The sequence below is a fragment of the Streptomyces sp. NPDC002309 genome, assembly GCF_053593375.1.
On sequence record NZ_JBSFCI010000006.1, the window covers coordinates 81,343 to 100,471 of the forward strand.

The 19,129-nt window shown below is 70.7% G+C and carries 15 protein-coding genes; 9 read left to right on the forward strand and 6 right to left on the reverse strand.

The features are described from left to right. The first annotated feature begins 52 nt into the window (after positions 1 to 52). From ACWCPM_RS07315 to ACWCPM_RS07325, 3 genes are all read left to right on the forward strand, one after another. The gene (locus tag ACWCPM_RS07315) at positions 53 to 805 is read left to right on the forward strand and encodes an SOS response-associated peptidase (RefSeq protein WP_450975153.1); all 753 of its coding nucleotides are present in this window, start codon (positions 53 to 55) and stop codon (positions 803 to 805) included. A gap of 328 nt (positions 806 to 1,133) precedes the next feature. After that, positions 1,134 to 3,197 carry an NAD-dependent DNA ligase LigA gene (ligA, locus tag ACWCPM_RS07320; protein ID WP_450975154.1) on the forward strand — a complete coding sequence of 688 codons (2,064 nt, stop codon included), beginning with the start codon at positions 1,134 to 1,136 and terminating at the stop codon, positions 3,195 to 3,197. Between the two features lie 540 nt (positions 3,198 to 3,737). Continuing rightward, positions 3,738 to 5,849, forward strand: coding sequence for a SpoIIE family protein phosphatase (locus ACWCPM_RS07325; RefSeq protein ID WP_450975155.1), 2,112 nt, complete (start codon positions 3,738 to 3,740; stop codon positions 5,847 to 5,849). A gap of 271 nt (positions 5,850 to 6,120) precedes the next feature. Here ACWCPM_RS07325 and ACWCPM_RS07330 read toward each other — a convergent pair whose 3' ends face one another. The 3 genes from ACWCPM_RS07330 to pnuC all read right to left on the reverse strand — a co-directional run bounded on the left by ACWCPM_RS07330 (position 6,121) and on the right by pnuC (position 8,753). Further along, the gene (locus ACWCPM_RS07330) at positions 6,121 to 6,852 is read right to left on the reverse strand and encodes a beta-glucanase (protein ID WP_450975156.1); all 732 of its coding nucleotides are present in this window, start codon (positions 6,850 to 6,852) and stop codon (positions 6,121 to 6,123) included. 171 nt (positions 6,853 to 7,023) lie between these two features. Next, positions 7,024 to 8,103, reverse strand: coding sequence for an AAA family ATPase (locus ACWCPM_RS07335; protein ID WP_450975157.1), 1,080 nt, complete (start codon positions 8,101 to 8,103; stop codon positions 7,024 to 7,026). Then, a complete protein-coding gene (gene pnuC, locus ACWCPM_RS07340; protein WP_450975158.1) occupies positions 8,100 to 8,753 on the reverse strand; it encodes a nicotinamide riboside transporter PnuC in 654 nt (217 codons plus the stop codon). Before pnuC ends, ACWCPM_RS07335 begins: the two co-directional genes overlap by 4 nt. Before the next feature lie 611 nt (positions 8,754 to 9,364). On the opposite strand from pnuC, the gene ACWCPM_RS07345 reads away from it, so the two are divergent. Further along, positions 9,365 to 10,006, forward strand: coding sequence for a hypothetical protein (locus tag ACWCPM_RS07345; RefSeq protein WP_450975159.1), 642 nt, complete (start codon positions 9,365 to 9,367; stop codon positions 10,004 to 10,006). Positions 10,007 to 10,065: 59 nt separating this feature from the next. Here the strand turns inward: ACWCPM_RS07345 and ACWCPM_RS07350 are convergent, their stop codons facing one another. Beyond that, positions 10,066 to 10,629: a hypothetical protein gene (locus tag ACWCPM_RS07350; RefSeq protein WP_450975160.1), complete on the reverse strand. Its 564-nt coding sequence runs from the start codon at positions 10,627 to 10,629 to the stop codon at positions 10,066 to 10,068. Positions 10,630 to 10,663: 34 nt separating this feature from the next. Beyond that, entirely contained in the window at positions 10,664 to 11,110 is a 447-nt protein-coding gene (locus ACWCPM_RS07355) for a hypothetical protein (protein WP_450975161.1), read from the reverse strand. Positions 11,111 to 11,289: 179 nt separating this feature from the next. Here ACWCPM_RS07355 and ACWCPM_RS07360 point away from each other — a divergent pair, with 179 nt between their 5' ends. The 5 genes from ACWCPM_RS07360 (at position 11,290) to ACWCPM_RS07380 (ending at position 17,902) form a co-directional block, all read left to right on the forward strand. Further along, a complete protein-coding gene (locus ACWCPM_RS07360) occupies positions 11,290 to 11,919 on the forward strand; it encodes a GntR family transcriptional regulator (protein WP_450975162.1) in 630 nt (209 codons plus the stop codon). A 365-nt stretch (positions 11,920 to 12,284) separates the two neighbouring features. Beyond that, the gene (locus ACWCPM_RS07365) at positions 12,285 to 14,366 is read left to right on the forward strand and encodes an NPCBM/NEW2 domain-containing protein (RefSeq protein ID WP_450975163.1); all 2,082 of its coding nucleotides are present in this window, start codon (positions 12,285 to 12,287) and stop codon (positions 14,364 to 14,366) included. A 260-nt stretch (positions 14,367 to 14,626) separates the two neighbouring features. Continuing rightward, positions 14,627 to 15,094, forward strand: a complete 468-nt coding sequence (locus ACWCPM_RS07370; protein ID WP_450975164.1) for a hypothetical protein — start codon at positions 14,627 to 14,629, stop codon at positions 15,092 to 15,094. A 283-nt stretch (positions 15,095 to 15,377) separates the two neighbouring features. Continuing rightward, positions 15,378 to 17,132, forward strand: a complete 1,755-nt coding sequence (locus ACWCPM_RS07375; RefSeq protein ID WP_450975165.1) for a molybdopterin-dependent oxidoreductase — start codon at positions 15,378 to 15,380, stop codon at positions 17,130 to 17,132. 113 nt (positions 17,133 to 17,245) lie between these two features. After that, on the forward strand, positions 17,246 to 17,902 hold the full coding sequence (locus ACWCPM_RS07380; RefSeq protein WP_450975166.1) for a fasciclin domain-containing protein: 657 nt from the start codon (positions 17,246 to 17,248) through the stop codon (positions 17,900 to 17,902). A 193-nt stretch (positions 17,903 to 18,095) separates the two neighbouring features. Here ACWCPM_RS07380 and ACWCPM_RS07385 read toward each other — a convergent pair whose 3' ends face one another. After that, positions 18,096 to 18,818: an alpha/beta fold hydrolase gene (locus ACWCPM_RS07385; RefSeq protein WP_450975167.1), complete on the reverse strand. Its 723-nt coding sequence runs from the start codon at positions 18,816 to 18,818 to the stop codon at positions 18,096 to 18,098. Between the last annotated feature and the right edge of the window lie 311 nt (positions 18,819 to 19,129).

The window sequence follows — 19,129 nt, forward strand, 5'->3', positions numbered from 1 at the left end:
GACGACCGGGGCGAGGACGAGCGGGCTCTCGCGTGCGTGCGAGAGTGACGGTATGTGTGGTCGCTACGCATCCAGCCGCAGCCCGGCAGACCTGGTCCAGCTCTTCGAGGTCACCGAAGGGCGGCCGGACAGGACGATCGCGCCGAGCTGGAACGTGGCGCCCACGGACGACGTGTGGGCCGTCCTCGAGCGCGCTCCACGCGGCCCGCGTGGTGAGGGCGACGCGGCGCCGGCCGGACGTGAGCTGCTGCCGTTGCGCTGGGGCCTCGTGCCCTCATGGGCCAAGGACGTGAAGATCGGCGCACGGATGATCAACGCCAGGGTGGAGACCGTCCACGAGAAGCCCGCCTTCCGCCGCGCGTTCACCAGACACCGCTGCCTGCTGCCGGCCGACGGCTTCTACGAATGGCAGCAGGTGGAGAACTCCGCCACCGGCAGGACCCGCAAGCAGCCGTATTTCATCCACTCCGAGGACGACCGGGTGATGGCCCTCGCCGGGCTGTACGAGTACTGGCGCGACCCGGACATCACGGGGGACGACGACCCCGCCGCCTGGCTCATGACCTGCACCATCATCACCACGGAGGCCACCGACGCCGCCGGGCGCGTCCACCCCCGGATGCCGCTCGCCCTCACCCCCGACCACTACGGCGCCTGGCTCGACCCGCGCTCGCGGGACCCCGAGGAGTTGCGCGCGTTGCTGACCCGGCCCGCGGACGGCCGTCTGCACGCCCGGCCCGTCTCCACCGCGGTCAACAGCGTGCGCAACAACGGCCCCCAACTGCTCGTGGAGGTGAGTCCCTAGCTTTCCCGCAGGGGCGCGCTCAGCCGGCCGCGGCGGAACGATCAGCATCAGCCGCCCCCGTCCCTGGCGCCGAAGTGGGATGCACGGCGCCGACGTCCGTGGCGCCGAAGTGGGATGCACGGCGCCGACGTCCGTGGCGCCGAAGTGGGACGCACGGTGCCGACCGACCGGTCGCGCCACGCCCTCCGACCCGCGGGCGGAGAGGCCTTGTCGAAATCCGGGCTCTCGCACGGCACACGGGCCCAGCCGTGTCGGCGAGCGCGCCGGTCCAGCCGTCCGTCGATCCGGGCTCCCGGCATTGTCAGTGCCCTGCGCCAAGATGACCGGCATGACGATTCAAGCCGCCGAGAAGGCGCAGTTCAGCCTGTCCACCCGCACCGCCTACGAGGCCGCGCTCCAGACGCTGCGCGAGGCGTCGCGGGCCTACTACGGAGACGGTGACAGTGCCCTGGACGACGCCTCCTACGACCGGCTCCGACGGGAGGTGCTGGCCTGGGAGGCGGAACACACCGCCGAGGTGGCACCGGATTCCCCCACCGGTCAGGTCGGCGACGGGGCCGCCCCGGTCGGCGACGTCGCCCACACCAGTCGCCTGCTCAGCCTCGACAACGTCTTCGACGCCGACGGTCTGGTGGGCTGGGGAGCGTCGCTCCGGCGTCGCCTGGGCCGTCTGCCGGAGGGAGGATTCACCGTCGAGCCGAAGATGGACGGCGCGGCCGTCGCCGCCCGGTACCGCGGCGGACGCCTGGTGCAGATCATCACCCGCGGCGACGGCACCCACGGCGAGGACGTGAGCCACGTCATCGGCCGGATAGCCGGCCTGCCGGAGCAGTTGCCGGTTCCCGCCACCTTCGAGGTGCGCGGCGAGGTCCTCTTCACGCAGGAGCAGTTCGAGGCCGCCAACTCGGTCCGGGCCGCTCACGGCGCACAGGTGTTCGCCAACCCCCGCAACGGCACCGCCGGCACGCTGCGGGCCAAGGACCGCCCGTACCGGCTGGAGATGACGTTCTGGGCCTACGGCGCCACCGACCTGGACGGCGAGGCGTTCCTGCCCGCCGCCGGCACCCACGCCGAGGTCCTGGAGGCGCTCGCCGAGGCCGGAGTCCGGACGACCGCCGCGACCCCGGCCGGGCTGCACGTGGTGGCCACCCTCGCCGAGGCGCAGGAGAAGGTCGACCGGATCGCCGCGCTGCGCCCGAGTCTGCCCTTCGGTATCGACGGTGTCGTGATCAAGGTGAACGCCGCGGCCGAGCAGGCAGCCGCGGGGTTCGGCAGCCGGTTCCCGTACTGGGCGATCGCCTTCAAGCTGCCGGCCGTCGAGCGGCAGACCGTTCTTCAGGACGTCGTGTGGGAGGTCGGCAGAACCGGGGTCCTGGCCCCGACCGCCGTGCTCGCGGCCGTCGAGATCGACGGGACGACCGTCACCCGGGCCACCTTGCACAACCCCGCCGACATCCGGCGCCGCGACCTCCATCTGGGGGACACCGTCACCGTCTACAAGGCGGGCGACATCATTCCGCGCGTCCAGGCCGCGGTCGTGAAGCTCCGCCCCGCCGGTGCCCGGGAGGTTCCGCTGCCGGCGGTCTGCCCGCAGTGCGGCGGTGAGATCGACAAGAGTCAGGAGCGGTGGAGGTGCGCGAAGGGCACGGCCTGCGCGCTGCCCGCGCTGATCGAGTACGCCGCCGGACGCGAGATGCTCGACATCGACGGTCTGGGCAAGACGTACGTCAAGGCCCTGATCGACTCCGGTGCCGTGAAGGACGTCGCCGATCTGTTCACGCTCTCGCTGGAGCAGCTCACCGCCGCCGCGGGCAGCGCCAAACGGGGTGCCAGGCTGGCCGAGCAGATCGAGGCGGCCGGCACCCGCCCGCTGAGCCGCGTCTTCTGCGCCCTCGGCGTCCTCGGCACCGGTCGCAGCATGTCCCGCCGGATCGCCCGGCACTTCGGCACGATGGACGCCATCCGGCAGGCCGACGCCCTGGCCTTGCAGGCCGTGGACGGCATCGGTCCGGAGAAGGCCCCGGTCATCGTCGAGCAGGTCGCCGCCCTCGCCCCGGTCATCGACAAACTGGTGGCGGCGGGCGTGAACATGAGCGAACCGCAGGAGCAGAAGCCGACAGCCGGCCAGGGGCCGCTCGCCGGCAGGGTCGTGGTGGTGACCGGCAGGATGACGGGGCCGCTGGAGGGCCAGGGACGCGAGACGATGAACGCCCTCATCGAGAGGGCGGGCGGCCGCGCCGGCAGCGGCGTCAGCGCCAAGACGTCGATCCTGGTCGCCGCACCCTCCACGGGCGGCAAGCCCAGTTCCAAGGCCGCCAAGGCCCAGGAACTCGGAGTCGAGGTCCTCTCGCCCGAAGAGTTCGCCGAACTGGTGTCCGACTTCCTCGCCTGAGCGCGGCGGCGGCCGGAGCGTGCTGCCGCGGTTCCGGGGTACGCCTTCCGCGAGCCGACTCGCCGACCGGTCATGTCCTGTCGTGGCACAGGTTCGGGTCGCCCACCACTGCCCGCCCCGCGTCGGCACGCTCTCCGGCAAGTCCGTCACCTGAGCGGCACCGCAGGGGTGCGATCAGCGATTCCGCGTCCGTGCGAGGCACCCCGCGGTCGGCCGCCCGCGTGCACGGCCCACCCGCTGCCGGGGCGGGCCGCGCACCTGATCCCAGCAGCGCGCCTAATCCCGGCAGAGTGGCTATTGTCCATTTTGTGGAGTTTCTACGAGGGCATGCCGGACACTTCCCCGTCAGCGGGAGGTGACTGCCGCGTGGCAGTGGTGCGACGGGCCGCTGACCGATCGGCCCGTGCGCCGTGCGGGCGGCCCCGCGCGGGCCCGGTTCCGGGGGTGACCGCCGAGGTGGCCGCCGAACCCGGCCCTCCCGGTCGTGCTCCCGCCCCGACCCTCGTAGTGGCCCTGGTCCCGAAAGGCCGGTGAAGCCGCGTGCAGCCTGCCGTCGCCGGTTCAGCGCCGGAGTGGGAGGAGCTCGCCACCCTGTTCCGCGACCTCGTGCAGGAGGCCGCCGCCTCGGCCGGAATGCTGTTCCTCCTGCCGTCACGCGAACCGGTTCTCCACCTGTCCATGCTCTACGGGATGTCGTGGCACATCGCCGCCCCATGGGCCCGGATCAGGGTGGAGGAGGCGATCCCCGCGGCGGAAGCGGTGCGGGACCGGCGTCTGGTCTGGGTCGGGACCCCGGAGCAGCTCGCCCTGCACTACCCGAGACTCGCCCTGGTCGTGCCGGAACACACCGTGGCGGCCGGGCCGGTCGTCGTCGGTGACGCCGTACGAGGCGTGGTGTGCCTGTTGTGGCCCCCTTCGCGCTCCGACCGGCTGGAGCGGGGTGAGCGCGAGGCGATCGACACCTTCTGCCACCGTGCGGGACGGCTGCTGCGCTCCGCGGCCCAGAACGGTCACGCGCTGCTGCCCGGCACCCGTCCGCGGGTGCTGGAGCCGCTGTGCCCGCACCGGCCGGACGCGGCCGAGGCCGTCGCCGCCTACGACTTCGCCGCCCGGCTGCCCGGAGCCATGTCCTTGGACCTGGAGGGCCGGACCACGTTCGTCAGCGAGGCGGCGGCCGACCTGCTCGGCGCCGATCCGGCCGACCTGCTGGGCGTACGTCCGTGGGAACACCTGCGATGGCCCGGTGAGCCCGTCTTCGAGGACCGGTTCCGTTCCTGCCTCATCAGCCATCGGCCCGGCAACTTCACTGTCGTCCGTCCGCCGGATCGCCGGCTCGGCTTCCAGCTCTACCCGGACGCGTCGGGTGTCAGCGTGCACATGACCCCACTGCCGCCCGGAACGGCCGCCGAGCCGCAGCGCCCCGCCCGGCCTTCCGCCGTACCGGGCGGGGCGACGACGCTCTACCACCTGACGCATCTGGCGGCGAGCCTGACCGAGACGGTGGGCGTGGAGGACGTCACGGAGAAGGTCGCCGACCAGATCATTCCCGCGTTCGGCGCGTCCGGCCTGGTTCTGATGACGGTGGAGGAGGGACGGCTCCGGGTCGTCGGCCAACGAGGGTACGACCCGGCCTTCCTCGCCCCCTTCGACGGCGAGTCGCTGACCGCCGCTTCACCGACGGCACAGGCGCTGAGCCGGCACGAGCCCGCCTTCTTCCACGACTTCGCGGACTTCCAGGCCGCGCACCCCGGCGCCGTCCGCTACGGCGACAGGGACGCATGGGCCTTCCTCCCCCTCGCCATCCGTGGCCGCCCCGTCGGCCTGCTGGTCCTGTCCTACAACCGGGCCAAGCGCTTTCCGTCGGTCGAACGGAACCTTCTGGTCTCCGTGGCCGGCCTGGTCGCCCAGGCCCTGGACCGGGCCCGGCTGTACGACGCGAAGCAGCGTCTCGCCCATGCCCTGCAGAGGGACCTGCTGCCGAGAGAGCTGCCGGCGATCCCCGGGCTGCGCGTGGCCGCCCGCTATCTGTCCGCCGGACACGGCATGGACATCGGAGGCGACTTCTACGACCTGATCCGCTGCGACGACCGCGGCGCCGCGGCGGTCATCGGCGATGTCCAGGGACACAACGTCCAGGCGGCGGCGCTCATGGGCCAGCTGCGCACCGCCGTCCACGCCCACGCCTCCGCCGGCACCAGCGCCGGCGAACTCATGGCCCGTACCAACCAGCTCATGTGCGAACTGAATCCGGGACTCTTCGCCAGCTGCCTGTATGTCCACCTCGATCTGACGGCGCACCGGGCCGCGCTCGCCACCGCCGGGCACCTGCCGCCGCTGTTGCGCCGTCCGGACGGTGGCACCGAGATCGTCCAGGTGCCCACCGGCCTGCTGCTCGGCATCAACCCGGACGCCGAGTACGCCACCTTGGATCTTCCGCTGCCGCGCGGCACGACCCTCGCCCTCTACACCGACGGACTGGTCGAAGCCCCCGGCGTCGACATCGACGACGCCGTCGCCGGACTCGCCGGTCAGCTCGCCCGGACCCCGACCGACGACATCGACGCCCTCACCGACGCCCTGCTGCGGCACGCTCTGCGCGGCATTCCCCGCACCGACGACATCGCCATGCTGCTGATGCACACCACGAGGTGACCGTCACGCACGGGGCGGGTCCGCGATCCGCGATCAGAAGGCGCTCTCCCGCTGCATAGGCCAGAGCCATGGCCGCCATGGCGGGCCACAGCACGCTGAAGGCGAGCGCGGTGAAGGAGGCGTGGCCCGCGACGGCGGCGGCGACCGTGTACCCGGCGCCGGCCGCCGCCGCCGTGACCGGAAAACCCGGGCCGACCGGATTCCAGCCGGCGGTGGCCGTCTCCCGCCGGCGGGCCCGGAAGGAGAGCACCATGGACGTGAGAGTGCCCCTTCACACCGTCGGCGGTCGTTCGGTGCGACCCCTTGGGCGACGCACCACCAGGCTCGCGACCTCGAACGACATCTCCTTGACGCCGTCCTGCGGTGGCGGGTGGTAACGCCCCGCGCACACGGAGAGGTTGACGATGAGAGAGGCGCGCCACTGGCTGCCCACCCCGCGTCCGTCGGCGAACGCCCGGGTCCCGTTGACCCACCAGACGACGGACCGGGCGCCGAAGTCGACACGCAGGTCGATCCACGCGCCCGGGGAGATCGCCTTGCTCCTGTAGTAATGGCCCGCGTCACGGACGTGGTTGCTGAGTTCCAGCAGATCGGGGTTGTCCGGGTGGTACTCGAAGACGTCGATCTCCTGGTCACCGTCCCGCCAGGTCCAGATGGCCGGCCAGGCCCCGATCTCCCGGGGGAGGCGGACGCGCGTCTCCAGCACGTCGCCCGCGCGGACGAGGAACCCTTCCTCGCTCTCCTCGGTGGTCAGCAGTCCCGCGTTCCATCTGCCGTCGGACCGGCGAGTGGCCAGGAACCTTCCCTGCCGGCAGTAGGCGGGGTCGGACACGAGATGGTCCAGCTTGTTGTCGGCGGGATTGATGGGGCCTCCGCCGGGATATGCCCATGAGCGGCCGGCCACCCATTGCCGGGTCGATCGGAAGTCCGCCGTGAAGACGACGTCCGTCGCACGGGGGTTGTCGGAGGGGCGTGACGTGCTGTCCTGCCAGGGCTCAGACATGACGGGTTCATCTCCACAAGAGGAATCCGCCACGCCTTAACCCGTATCTCCGCCCGCTCAAACACCACGTCCGGGTGTCTTCCGGACCGATGGACCTCATGTCGCGGGACAGCCGGGGTGACGGTGATAGGCCCTTGAGCCTGAAGGACGAAGCCGTCGGGGCTGAGCATGTCAGCGGCGTTCCGGGAGCGGGTCGGCGAGGTGCCGGCCTTCGGCGAGCAGGGTGTCCACGGCGGCGACGGCGGTTCTGAGCCGCTCTTCGCGCGGTCCGGTGACGGCGACGCTGCGACGGCCGCTGTCGGCGAGCTGTGTGACGAAGCGCGCCGTCATCCAGGGCCGCAGATGCTTCCCGTCGCGCAGTCCGTCGTCCTCGAAGTCGACGCCTCGGTGGTCGGTGAGGATCCAGAGGTGCTGGCTGCCGCGGGCGGCGATCTCGTCGGTGTCGGCGCTGGAAGTACCCATGTACCGCTCGTGCCAGACGGTGGTGGCGAAGGCGTCGGTGTCGCAGATGAGTACGGGGGACCCGTCCCGCGCGGCCTCCTCCTCCCTCTCGGCCTGGCGCCGGGCGATGACGGGGAAGTCGCCGGAGCGGAATGTGACGTCCCGCCACATGGCGTCCGGGCGTGCGTCGCGCAGTGCGGCCAGCTTGAGTTCGCTGTACTCGCGGCCGTACTCCGGGACGTACCGGGTGCGGGACCACACCCCGCCGCGGCGTCGGTAGTGGTCGGCGAGGTCGAGGGCCAGGGTGGTGGTGCCGGTGGACTCCGCGCCGAGGACGACGACGCGCCGTGTAAGCGCGGCTCGCACGGGCGGCTCCAGGAAGTCCCAGCAGCCGACGGGGTCCTTGCGGACGGCCGTGCCGGAGACGGGGAACAGGGCACGGTCCGGGTCGACGCACACGGACTCGGCGCCGAAGCGCCGTCCCAACTCCTCGCCGTAGGGCTCGGACGTGAAGACGGCGTCGACGGAATCGGGTACGGCCGCGCGGAATATCGCCATGTGGGCGTCCCATACGGCGGGGTCCTGGAGGTCGACGGGGATGTCGTCGACGGCGCCGACGACCTGCACGTCAGGGTGGATCTCGCGCATCCAGGCGATCCGGTGCTCCAGCGCCAGGGTCTCCACGGAAGAGGCGCAGACGAGCACGGTGAGGCGCTCGCAGCGGTCGCGCGCGGTACGGATCAGGTGATGGTGGCCGGCGTGCGGCGGATAGAACTTGCCCAGGACCAGGCCGTGTTCATGACGCCTCATGCCATCGCCTCCACGCGGAGCGCGGGCCGGCCGGCGAGGTCACGGCTCCAGCGGCGCAGGCCGAGGACGCAGAGCGTCATGAAGCCGAGGTACAGCAGAGACGTCAGATACAGCTCCTTGTAGGCGTAGAGCGGTACGTAGATGACGTCCGCGGCGATCCAGAGCCACCAGGACTCGAGCCTCTTGCGGCACTGCCCGTAGGTCGCCGTCAGGGAGAGCGCGGTGGTCACGGCGTCCCAGAAGGGGACGGTCGAGTCGGTGGCGCGGTCGAGCAGCAGGGTGAGGGCGAGGGTCCCCACCACCCCCGCCGTGATCAGCCACGTCCATTCGGTGCGCGAGGTGCGGCGCACCGGGAGGACGTCGGAGCCTGGTCCACCCCCGTGGGTCCAGGTCCACCAGCCGTACACGGCGAGGGCGATGAAGACGATCTGGAGGCCGGCGTCGGCGTAGAGCCCGGCCTGTGTGAACAGGAGGATGAAGAAGAGGTTGTTGGCGATGCCGATGGGCCAGTTGGCGAGGTGCTGGCGGGCGACGAGCCAGACACAGAGCGCTCCGCTGCCGAAGCCGAGGACTTCGGTCCAACTGACCGGGGTGTCCAGGAGGGTGAACAGCGGTTGCTGCAGAGGTTCGAGGATGTGTGCGAGGCTCACGCCCGCCTCCTTAAGAGTCATGTTGACTATAAAGCGGGAGCGGCTCGGGCCACAAGTGCGAATGGAGACCCGGGGTCCGTGACCGCCAGGCGGTCACGGACCCTCCTCGCGGCGCCATGGAGACGGGGCGCGTCCGCCGGCGTCCTTCACGAGGCCGACGTCGGCGCGGAACGGGGAGCCGGCGTCAACGGTCCTCGGTCAGGGCGGCCGACCTCGGGGTGCAGGGTTCCGGCCTCGCGCGCCTCGTGCCGAGGCCGCGCGAGCGGCGCGGATCGGCCGGAACGCCGAGGCGGTCGGTCGACGAGGGGAGACACCGTGGCATCGGTGTCGGGAAGCTTTGTTGTGGATTGCGTGTCGCTCCTTTCGATGGTGGCGTCGGTGTGTCGCTCCATCGCATAAGCTCTGCCCGAACTGATGACCGTTCCGCTTCACGGAATCGGTCAGTTCCTGGTCAAGACGCATGCAGGAGCACGTGAGACGCCGTGATTTCCGAGCCGGAAATGGTGGAGGACGCCCCTACTTTCGGGGCGCGTCGAGTGGTTGGTGACTACGGGAGCGAGCCGGGACAGCACGGCAACACACCGAGACCGTGGCGTTGGGCCGTCGGTGGCATGCTGGTGGCATCGGCGGTGTGGTCGACGGCGATGGTCCGTCCGGGGTTCGGTGTGCCGGGGCCGGACACCCACGGCTACCAGTTGACCCAGCGAGCCTGCCGAACCGTTCAACTGCCCGCCATGAGCCTTGAGGTCGCGCCCATGGACAGCACGAGCGTCATGTCCTCCGGTCTGTCGGAGGACCCCGCCCTCGACCACCTCCGGTGCTCCATACATCTGCGCCCGGACCCCGAGCCGACGGGCGCTGAGCCAGGCTGGTTCGTCGATTACCACGTCAGTGTCAGTGTCACACTGCACAAGAAGGCCGATCCCGTGGCCGAGTTCGACGCGGAGCGGCGGGTCACGGCCCTCGGGGTCGTGGCCGAGGAGGAGGTGGAGGCCGTCGCCGGTGTCGGGGACGGTGCGTACCTGATCACCTCGGACCTCGGCAGCACGGAACTGCGGGTACGGGACGGCGGCGCGGTCCTCTCCCTCGGGCTCTCGGCCATGGTCAGTTATCTCGGCGACGGCGACGGCGACGGCGACGGCGACGGTGAGGGCGAGCAGGCGGGCGAGGCTCCGGAGACCCCCGACGTCTCCACCTACCGATCAGCGATGCTCTACGACATGCGCGCACTCATGACCCACTTGAAGAAGTAGGCCGTCGGCGGGCCCGGCAGGTGCGTGCGACGCCCGTTGTCCGCCGTGCGCACGGACCGTCAGCGCTGCTTCTCGACGTCCTTCACCGAGGTCGGCCCCAACTGCCTGGCGCTGGCGTACTCAGGCATCGTCATGGGCTTGTCGAACAGGAAGAACGACTGGTTCGTGCCGACCGTGAACTCCATGTACGCACCCGTGGTGGCGTCGAAACCGTAGTAGGCGTTGCAGGTGGAACCCGACGTGTACGTGCCGTCCATACCGGGCTGCGCGAGGACCGCGACGCCGTTGGACGAGGTCTCCACCTTCTCCGTCGGCGTGAGCATCTTGCAGCGCGGTACCGGCAGGCCCTTCATGATGAAGTACCCGTACTCGCCGTTGGCGTTCTGGATGTAGACGTAGGAGAGTTTGCCCCGCTTCCCCCATGTCTTGATCCACTGATTGATCGCCTCACGCGTCGGCGAGTAGGCCATACGGCCCGCCGGTTGCTGGGCGACGAGGTGGTCGTAGTTCTCCTGCTTGGCCCTGTTCTCCTTGTCCTGGCTGGAGTCGGTGCAGGACGCCAGGGCGAAGGCCGCGACGAGCGCGACCACGGTGGCCTGGACCGTGCGTGCGAAGTTCATCATGCGGCGCTGCCCTCTTCCCTGGACGATACGGGGATCAATCGGTGCACGTGGTGCGCGTGACGGTGGCGTCCAGCCGGTACGGGAGATCCTTGTCGCGGAAGGGCGCCCGGTGTTCCTGGGCCGCCTTCGAGTTGTACGCGTTGATCGCCTCGGTCCGCGAGACCTTCAGCGCGGTGATCGACTGGTCGATCTGCTCCGTGCGAGCCGGTGAAGCGGCGCTGCGCTCCTCCCGGAGCGTCTGGACCGCCCCCTCGGCGTTCTGGGCGGCCTCGCACAGCTCGAAGAACTCCTCGTACGTGGTCTGACGGAACTCGCCCGAGCCGACGGTGTTCTCGCGCTGGTCCGCCGCACCGCGGAACGGAGCGGTGATCCAGCCCGCGCCGCCGAACGCGAACGCCCCGATCATGTACAACACCGCCAGGCCGACGATCCCGCCGACGGCCCAAGCCCCTGACCGTGCCCCCTCGCGTACCTGCCCCATGGCTGTCCCCTTCACAGGTGGGTGTTGCGGCTTCACAGGTGGGTGTTGCGGCGTGGAACCTCCTTCTGCGAAGGAGGACACGGCGCCCGCTGAATCGGTTCCGCCGTCACGAGCACCGGCCGGCGGCGCTCGCCCGGTGATACGTTCGTATACGGGCTGTATGCGAGGGAGGGGGCGCTGTGGCATCGGGACGGGACAAGGCGTACGCCTTCCTCAGGAAGCACGTTCTCACCGACCCTGAGGTGCAGGGCACGTTCCTCTCCGAGCAGGAGCTCGCCGATCGCATCGGGGTGTCGCGCACGCCCGTCCGAGAGGCGCTGCTGCTGCTGGCCGCAGAGGACCTGGTGCGGCTCGTGCCCAAGCGCGGGGCGCAGATCGTGCCGTTGACGGGGCGAGAGCTCAGCGAGCTGATGGAACTGCGCGGGATCGTCGAACGGTACGCGGCCGAGCGGGTCATCGCGAACGGCGTGGCGCCGCTGGAGGAGCTAGGGGAGATCCTGGAACGGCAGCGGGCGCTGAGCGAGCCGGAACTGGTCAAGGAGTTCATCGCGCTGGACCATCTCTTCCACGCGACCATCGTGGCCGCGGTGGGAAACGCGCTGCTGGACCGGCACTACGACGGGCTGCGGAGCAGGCAGGTACGGTCCGGGGCGGCCGCGCTGTTCCATCAGCACGGACGGCAGGCGGCGGTGCTCGGCGAGCACCACGCGATCCTGTCCGCCATCGCGTCAGGAGACCCGGAGGCGGCGCGAGCCGCGATCGACGACCACTTGGACGCGACGCTCAAGGTTCTGCTCGCCGGGCGGTAGCGCCGGCCGGGTCCTGGACCGTTCGGTCTGCGGGCGAGGCTCCTCGACGACTTGCGGGGTGCCGGCCCTGCGGTTCGGGTCGCCACGCACGTCCTGTCCGGCGCGTGCACCTGACGCGGCATCACACTTTGTCCCGAAGAGGGCAGTTGGTGCAGCCGTGAAGCTTCACTAGCAACTCCTAATTTAGGAATTATTGTTGACGCCCGGCGGCAGTGGCTGCAAGCTCCTGGAAACAAACCGCGGGCGCGCGGGCGCTGACTGGTCCCAGGCCTGAGCTGCCGCACCCTCCACGAGGGAGCGGCAGCTCGGACACACGACCAGGACGGGTCGGCACGCCTGATCGATGGGACAGCGAAGGTTCCGATGTGAAACGACATCTCACCGTCCTCCTCGCCCTACTGACCGGCATGCTGGTCGTGCAGGCACCCGCTCACGCCCGGCCGGCTGCCGAAACGGTCGCCGCCGCGGCGGGAGCACCGCAGCAGGTGCTCAGCCCGACGCCGTACATGGGCTGGAACACCTACTACGCGCTGGGTGGCGACCCGACCGACGCCGAGATCAGGTCGATTGCCGACTTCCTGGTCAGCAGCGGCCTGCGGGACGCCGGCTACGAGTACGTCTGGATCGACGGCAACTGGGCGGCGCCGACCCCGCGCAGCGCGGCCGGCGACCTGGTGCCCAACCCCGACCAGTTCCCCGACGGGCTGAAGCCGCTGGTCGACTACATCCACTCCAAGGGACTGAAGGCCGGCATCTACACCGACGCCGGACCGTACATCCCGGGCAAGTGCGGACTCGGAAGCCACGGCTACTACCAGCGCGACGCGGACAACTTCGCCGCCCTGGAGTTCGACGCGGTCAAGGTGGACTACCTCTGCGGGATCGCCGCGGACCTCGACCCCAAGACCGTGTTCACCGAGTTCGCCCAGGCGTTGCGCAACAACGCCAGCGGGCGCCCCATGCTCTTCAACCTCTGCAACCCGGTGACCTCTCCTGACTGGGGCAACTACCCCGAGGAGCAGCAGTCCACGTACTCCTGGAGCTACGCGCCGGGGATCGCGCAGTCCTGGCGCACTTACACGGACGTGGGTTTCGTCGGCGAGATCAAGTTCAAGGACGTGCTGCGCAACTACGACGCGAACGCGCGGCACCCCGAGGTCGCCGGACCGGGCCGCTTCAACGACCCGGACTACCTCGGACCGGAACTGGGGATGAACGACGAGGAGTTCCGCACCCAGATGACGCTCTGGTCGGTGGCGGCGGCGCCGCTGGTGATCGGCAGCGACGTCCGCAAGCTCAGCAAGACCTCGCTCGACATCCTCGGTGACCGCGACGTGCTCGCCATCAACCAGGACAAGGCCGCCGTCCAGGCCGTCCGCGTCGGCCCCGCCGGTACGACGGAGACCTGGGTGAAGCGGCTGGCCAACGGTGACCGCGCCGTAGTGCTGCTGAACCGGGGAGACAGCCCCGCGACCGTGACGACCAAGGCACGCTCGGTCGGGCTCTCGGGGGATCGCTTCACCCTGAAGAACGCCTGGACCAACCAGGTCACCGAGAGCGCGGGCACCATCAGTGCCGCTGTCCCGGCGCACGGCGCGGCTCTGTTCCGCGTCAGCAAGGCCACGGGCAAGCCCGGTGTTCCGCACGTCGTCGCGGGTCTGCCGCAGGTGACGCAGGTCGGTGACGACGCCGTCCCGGCCGGGGTGGCTCCGGTGGTCGCCGGCGGCGACCAGGCACGGGTCGAGGTCGCCGTGCGCAACGACGGTGCGCAGCCGGTGTTCGCGCCGCGGGTCGAGCTGGCCGTCCCGGCCGGCTGGACGGTCCGTGCCGTCGGCGACGCGCCGAAGGTGCTGCGCTCCGACCGGTCCGTGAACCTCGCCTTCACGGTGACGCTGCCGGCCACCGCCTCACGGGGCGACGCCGCGCTGACGGCCACCACCTCGTACCAGGTGGTGGGCAAGGGGCGGCTGCGGCAGGAGACGGCGACGTCGGTGGTCGTCGCTCCGGTGGCGCCGGACGGTGATGTCGTCCTCTCGCACCATGACTGGATCAGCGCCACCAGCGGCTGGATGAGCCCGACGGTCGACAAGAGCGTCGGCGGCTGGTCGCCGATCAGCATGCTCGGCCAGGTCCACCCGACGGGCATCGGCGTCGCCTCACCTTCCACGGTCCGCTACTACGTGGGCGACAAGTGCAGCCGGCTGACCGCGACCGTCGGCATCGACGACGCGGTGCGCAACGTCGGCCCGGAGGGCGGCACATCGACCTTCAAGGTGATCGGTGACGGCCGGGTGCTGTTCGACAGCGGTGTGGTGACCCGTGACGAGACCCGCGAGGCAGACGTCGACCTGACCGGCGTCCGGGTGCTCGACCTCGTGGTCGGCGACGCCGGCGACGGCGGCTACAACGACCGCGCCAACTGGGCGGGTCTGAACGCCGCCTGCTGATCCGGATCGGCCGCACCCTGGTGACACCGCGCCGGGGTGCGGCCGATTTCGCAGGGTCCCGAGTGGCTGTCGGCGTTCTTGGCCGCTGTTCCCGGGACACCTCACCCACGGCGTCGCGCCTTGGCCGAGCGCTGGATTGATCCGGTGACCAACCTCCAGGACCGCTCCGCATACCCGGCCGTCTTGGCTGCTGTCGTTCTCGTCCGCGTGAAAGCCGGGTCCGGGACCGGCGCGCTGGACGAGCGCAGCGACCAGGCCGCGTGACCATGCGCGACATCCGGCGGGAACCGGACGAGCACGTCCGGTTCGCGGCTTACCTGGACGAGCTTCGGCAGGTCACCGACGCGGACGAGGTCGACGTGATCAGTGGCATTCTCACCGATCCGGACCAGACGATGGCCCGGTCGGCCGTCCTGCGGCACTTGGACCGCCGAGCCGCGGATCTGCACGCCGAACCCGTCTACGAAGAGTGGGCACAGACCATGGCCCTGACGGTGATTCGCCATGACTTCCTCGTCCGACGACTGCAGGAGTGGTCGCTCTTCCGAGCCATCACACGCGAACTGCCGTGGCAGCACGGCGAACTGCTCGCGTCCTCCGACTGGCTCCAGCTCAAGGCCGCCGCCGCCTCGAACACCGAGGCAGGCCAGATTTTCGCCGACAGCGGTCGCACCAAGCGCATCCGCACCACTGCCAGGACCAGCCTGAAGAGTCAGCGCAGACACTGAACTCAACGGGTTCCCGTCGCACGGCAAGTGCCGGGCCGGGTACGACCTGGTCCCGGACTGGGGGAACCGGCCGGCGCCGGTCGTGCTCGCTGTACCGGCGTTCCGGAGCGGTGTTCGGATCGCGGTGAGCGTCCGAGCCCCTCCGGGTCCCCGCCCGGCAAGGGCGGCGGACTGATGGGGTTGCCTATCCGTAGCTGACGGGGGCTCGGATTGGTCGCGGGAAGAAGTCGATCGAGAGGGCATCCGGACCAATCCGCCCGCCGGTCTGGCCCGGATTCCCCACGTGAGCGACGAAGCGAGGAAGCCCGGTGAGCCCTGGCGACGGCCGCGGCCGGGACTGCGTCTGGGGCTGGGAGCGTTCAGCGGCGTCCTGGCGGGGTTCGCCGCGCTCGCCCTCGCCGGACTGACCGCGGCAGTGGTACGTCCGCAGGCCGACCCGGTGGTGGCCGTCGGAGGTGCGGCCATTGACCGGACGCCGGCCGTAGTGAAGGACTGGGCCGTCCGCAGCTTCGGCACCGACGACAAACTGGTGCTGCAGGTCGGCATCCTGGCTGTCCTCGCGGTCCTGGCCCTCGCCCTCGGGGTGCTCGCCACCCACCACCGACGGACCGGCGCGGGCGGGGTGCTGATCTTCGGCGCGGTGGGAGCGCTGGCGGCGACCGGCCGCCCCGACTCCATCGGCCCCATGGACGCACTGCCCTCTCTTGTCGGAGCGCTCGGCGGCGCGCTGCTCCTCCACGCCTCGGCGGGCCGCCTGCCCACAGCGCGTCCCGACGTCGGATCCTTACCGGGCGCGGCCGGTTCGGCGGCCGCCTCTGACGACTCCACCGCGGCATCCGTCTCGGACGGACCCGCCGCTCGATCCGCACCCGCCGAACCGGGCGCGGGCCCCGCACCCGCCGAAGCGGTCGCGGGCCCCTCACTTCCCGAACCGGCCGCGGACGTGGGATGGGACCGGCGCGGGTTCGTGATCCTGGCGACGGCCGCCGCGGCCGCCTCGGTCGGCGCCGGCGTGCTGGGACGCGCACTCAACGGCTCCAGCGGTCGTGAGGCCATCGCCTCACGACAGGATCTCGTCCTTCCGCCACCCTCCTCACCGGCACCCGCGGTCCCGCGCGGCGCGCACCTCACGGTCGCCGGCATCAGCCCGTTCTTCACGCCGAACAAGCGGTTCTACCGGGTGGACACGGCTCTGGTGGTGCCCCGGGTGGACGCCACGTCCTGGCGTCTACGCGTCCACGGCAAGGGAGTGTCCCGTGAGAAGACCCTGACCTTCGACGACCTGCTGCGGCGGGAGCTGATCGAACGCGACATCACCCTGACCTGCGTGTCCAACGAGGTAGGTGGTCCGTACGTCGGCAACGCCCGCTGGATCGGTGTCCGGCTGGCCGACCTGCTCACGGAGTGCGGCGTCACGCCGCCCTCCCACGGCGGGCCCGCCGACCAGTTGGTGGCCAGTTCGGTCGACGGCATGACCCTCGGCTCCCCGGTCGAGGACGTCATGGACGGCCGTGACGCAATCCTCGCCGTCGGCATGAACGGCGAACCCCTGCCGTTCGAGCACGGGTTCCCCGTGCGCATGGTCGTGCCGGGACTGTACGGCTACGTCTCCGCCTGCAAGTGGATCGAGGACCTCGAACTGACCACCTTCACCGACTACGACGCCTACTGGGTCGAGCGCGACTGGGCCCGTGAGGCCCCGATCAAGACGCAGTCCCGGATCGACACCCCGAAACCGTTCGCCCGGCCGAGGTCCGGCACGGTCATGGTGGTCGGCGTCGCCTGGGCACAACGCCGGGGAATCGACAAGGTCGAGGTCCGCATCGACGACGGGCCCTGGCAGCAAGCCACCCTCGCGGCCGAGGACTCCCGTGACACGTGGCGCCAGTGGTCACTGCCCTGGCAGGCGACCAAGGGCGGTCACACCCTCACCGTCCGGGCCACCGACGGAACCGGCGAGATACAGACCGCCGAGCGCGCCGGAACCGTCCCGGACGGCGCCGACGGCCGGCACTCCGTCGTCGTCACCGTGGAATAGCGGAACGGCGACGCCCTGCCACGCCCCTCTGCGCACCCCCGACAGACCCTCACTTTCCGTATCCGAATCCCCGTCAACGCAGCCTTCGTGCTGCCCGTTTCACAGGAGAACCCATGAACACCCGCATCCGCCGTGCCGCCGTCGCCGTCACCGCTGCGGCCGTCCTGCCTCTCGCTCTCACCGCCTGCTCCGGCGACGCCGACGGCAAGTCCTCCGACTCCGCCCAGGCCGAGTCGTCCGCGCCGGCGGGCGACGACAAGTCCAGCGAGGCGGCGGACGGCATGGCGTCCGCTGATGAGCCGTTCGGCCCCGCCTGCTCGTCGGTGCCAGAGGAGGGTGCCGGTTCCTTCGACGGCATGGCCATGGACCCGGTCGCCACGGCCGCGTCCAACAACCCCGCGCTGTCGACGCTGGTCAGCGCCGTCAAGAAGGCCGGCCTGGTCGACACGCTCAACAACGCCCAGAACATCACGGTGTTCGCACCGACGAACGACGCGTTCGCCAAGATCCCGCAGGCCGACCTGGACAAGGTCCTCAACGACAAGGCTCAGCTCACGAAGATCCTCACCTACCACGTCGTGGGCCGGCACCTGACGCCCGAGGACCTGAAGAGCGGATCGTTCGAGACGCTGGAGAAGGCCGAGCTGGTCACGTCCGGTTCGGGCGAGTCCTACACGGTGAACGACACTGCGAACGTCGTCTGCGGCAACGTCAAGACGGCCAACGCGACGGTCCACATCATCGACAGCGTCCTGATGCCCAAGAACTGACGCCGATCGGCGAGAGCCGGGCACGGCGCTGGGGTGGCTGGACCGTCCGGCCACCCCAGCCACCGTCCCGCCCACGCGGGCCCCTCACCGACAGGAGCACCTTGCCCACCGTGTCATCCCGGGCACAGGGGTGCCCCGCGCCCAGGGGCACGGACACCTCGCTCAGGAAGAGGCCCGGACGGCGAGGTGGAGTTCACGTCCACGAAGGCAGGGGCGAGCGCACGACCACCGGCTCTCCGGCGCCGGTGGCATCGGCGAACCGGTCGAAGCGTGCGGTGTCCGGTGCGACCAGGTGGGCGACGGCCGAGGCCGCGGTGCGATGCCAGTAACCATGATGGCGGAGCATCGCATGGTCGCCGCCCTCGATCAGCAGCATTCCCGCCCGCGCGCCTGCCGCCCGCGCACGCCGCACACAGACGGCCGACCCGTCAGGGTCGGTGACGCGGTCACGATCGCCGTGCAGCACCAGTACGTCCTTGCCCTTCAGATGGCTGACGGGTTCGCCCGGCGGACACCACGGCGCCAGTGCCACCACACCTCGCACCTGCTCGGCGCCCGCCGCCCTGAGGGCGGCGCGCCCGCCCATCGAGTGACCCAGCAGGACGACGGGCACGTCCCCGACGAGTTCCCGCAGCCGGTCCAGCGCCCGCCGGGCGTCACGCAGGGGGTCGGCTTGATCGCCGTTCCAGCCGCGTCGGCGATAGCGCACCTGCGCCAGCAGCACGTCCTCCCGGTTCACCTGCGCGGCGACGGCACGCACGAAGGGGCGCATCCGCAACGCCGCCAGATGCCAGGGCCTGGCCACTTGGCGGCCCTCCGCCCGGCCCCCGTGCAGCATCAGCACCACCGCACTCACGACCGGTGGCCGATGCCGTATCGACAACAGGCCTTCCCCCGACGCGTCTTGTGAACTCATGCCAGTCCTTCCGTCGTGTCACGGCTTCCGTCAAGTCCTCCGTTGCCGAGGCGCGGTCGGATGGGTCCGCCGTACGCCCGGATCCGGCACCAGCGGCTCCGCCCCCGGGGAGTCCGACGAAACGCTCTCACGCGAGCTCCCTCCACGCGGACCCCGCCACGGAATGCCCCACGTCGGCGTTGATCACCACCGGTCGGGGTGAGCGATGCCGCATGCGCAAGCGTCGGAAGAGGCGTCGCCACGCACCAGTCGGAGACGACCGTGCCGGTGCCGGTGCCGGTGCCGGTGCCGGGCGAAGGCGGCGGGCCGGC

Coding starts and splice junctions, on each gene's coding strand:
- ACWCPM_RS07345 (WP_450975159.1), top strand. CDS start 9,365: ATGCTGGTGGCATCGGCGGTGTGGTCGACGGCGATGGTCCGTCCGGGG.
- ACWCPM_RS07355 (WP_450975161.1), bottom strand. CDS start 11,110: ATGGGGCAGGTACGCGAGGGGGCACGGTCAGGGGCTTGGGCCGTCGGC.
- ligA (WP_450975154.1), top strand. CDS start 1,134: ATGACGATTCAAGCCGCCGAGAAGGCGCAGTTCAGCCTGTCCACCCGC.
- ACWCPM_RS07380 (WP_450975166.1), top strand. CDS start 17,246: ATGAACACCCGCATCCGCCGTGCCGCCGTCGCCGTCACCGCTGCGGCC.
- ACWCPM_RS07315 (WP_450975153.1), top strand. CDS start 53: ATGTGTGGTCGCTACGCATCCAGCCGCAGCCCGGCAGACCTGGTCCAG.
- ACWCPM_RS07350 (WP_450975160.1), bottom strand. CDS start 10,629: ATGATGAACTTCGCACGCACGGTCCAGGCCACCGTGGTCGCGCTCGTC.
- ACWCPM_RS07385 (WP_450975167.1), bottom strand. CDS start 18,818: ATGAGTTCACAAGACGCGTCGGGGGAAGGCCTGTTGTCGATACGGCAT.
- ACWCPM_RS07330 (WP_450975156.1), bottom strand. CDS start 6,852: ATGTCTGAGCCCTGGCAGGACAGCACGTCACGCCCCTCCGACAACCCC.
- ACWCPM_RS07335 (WP_450975157.1), bottom strand. CDS start 8,103: ATGAGGCGTCATGAACACGGCCTGGTCCTGGGCAAGTTCTATCCGCCG.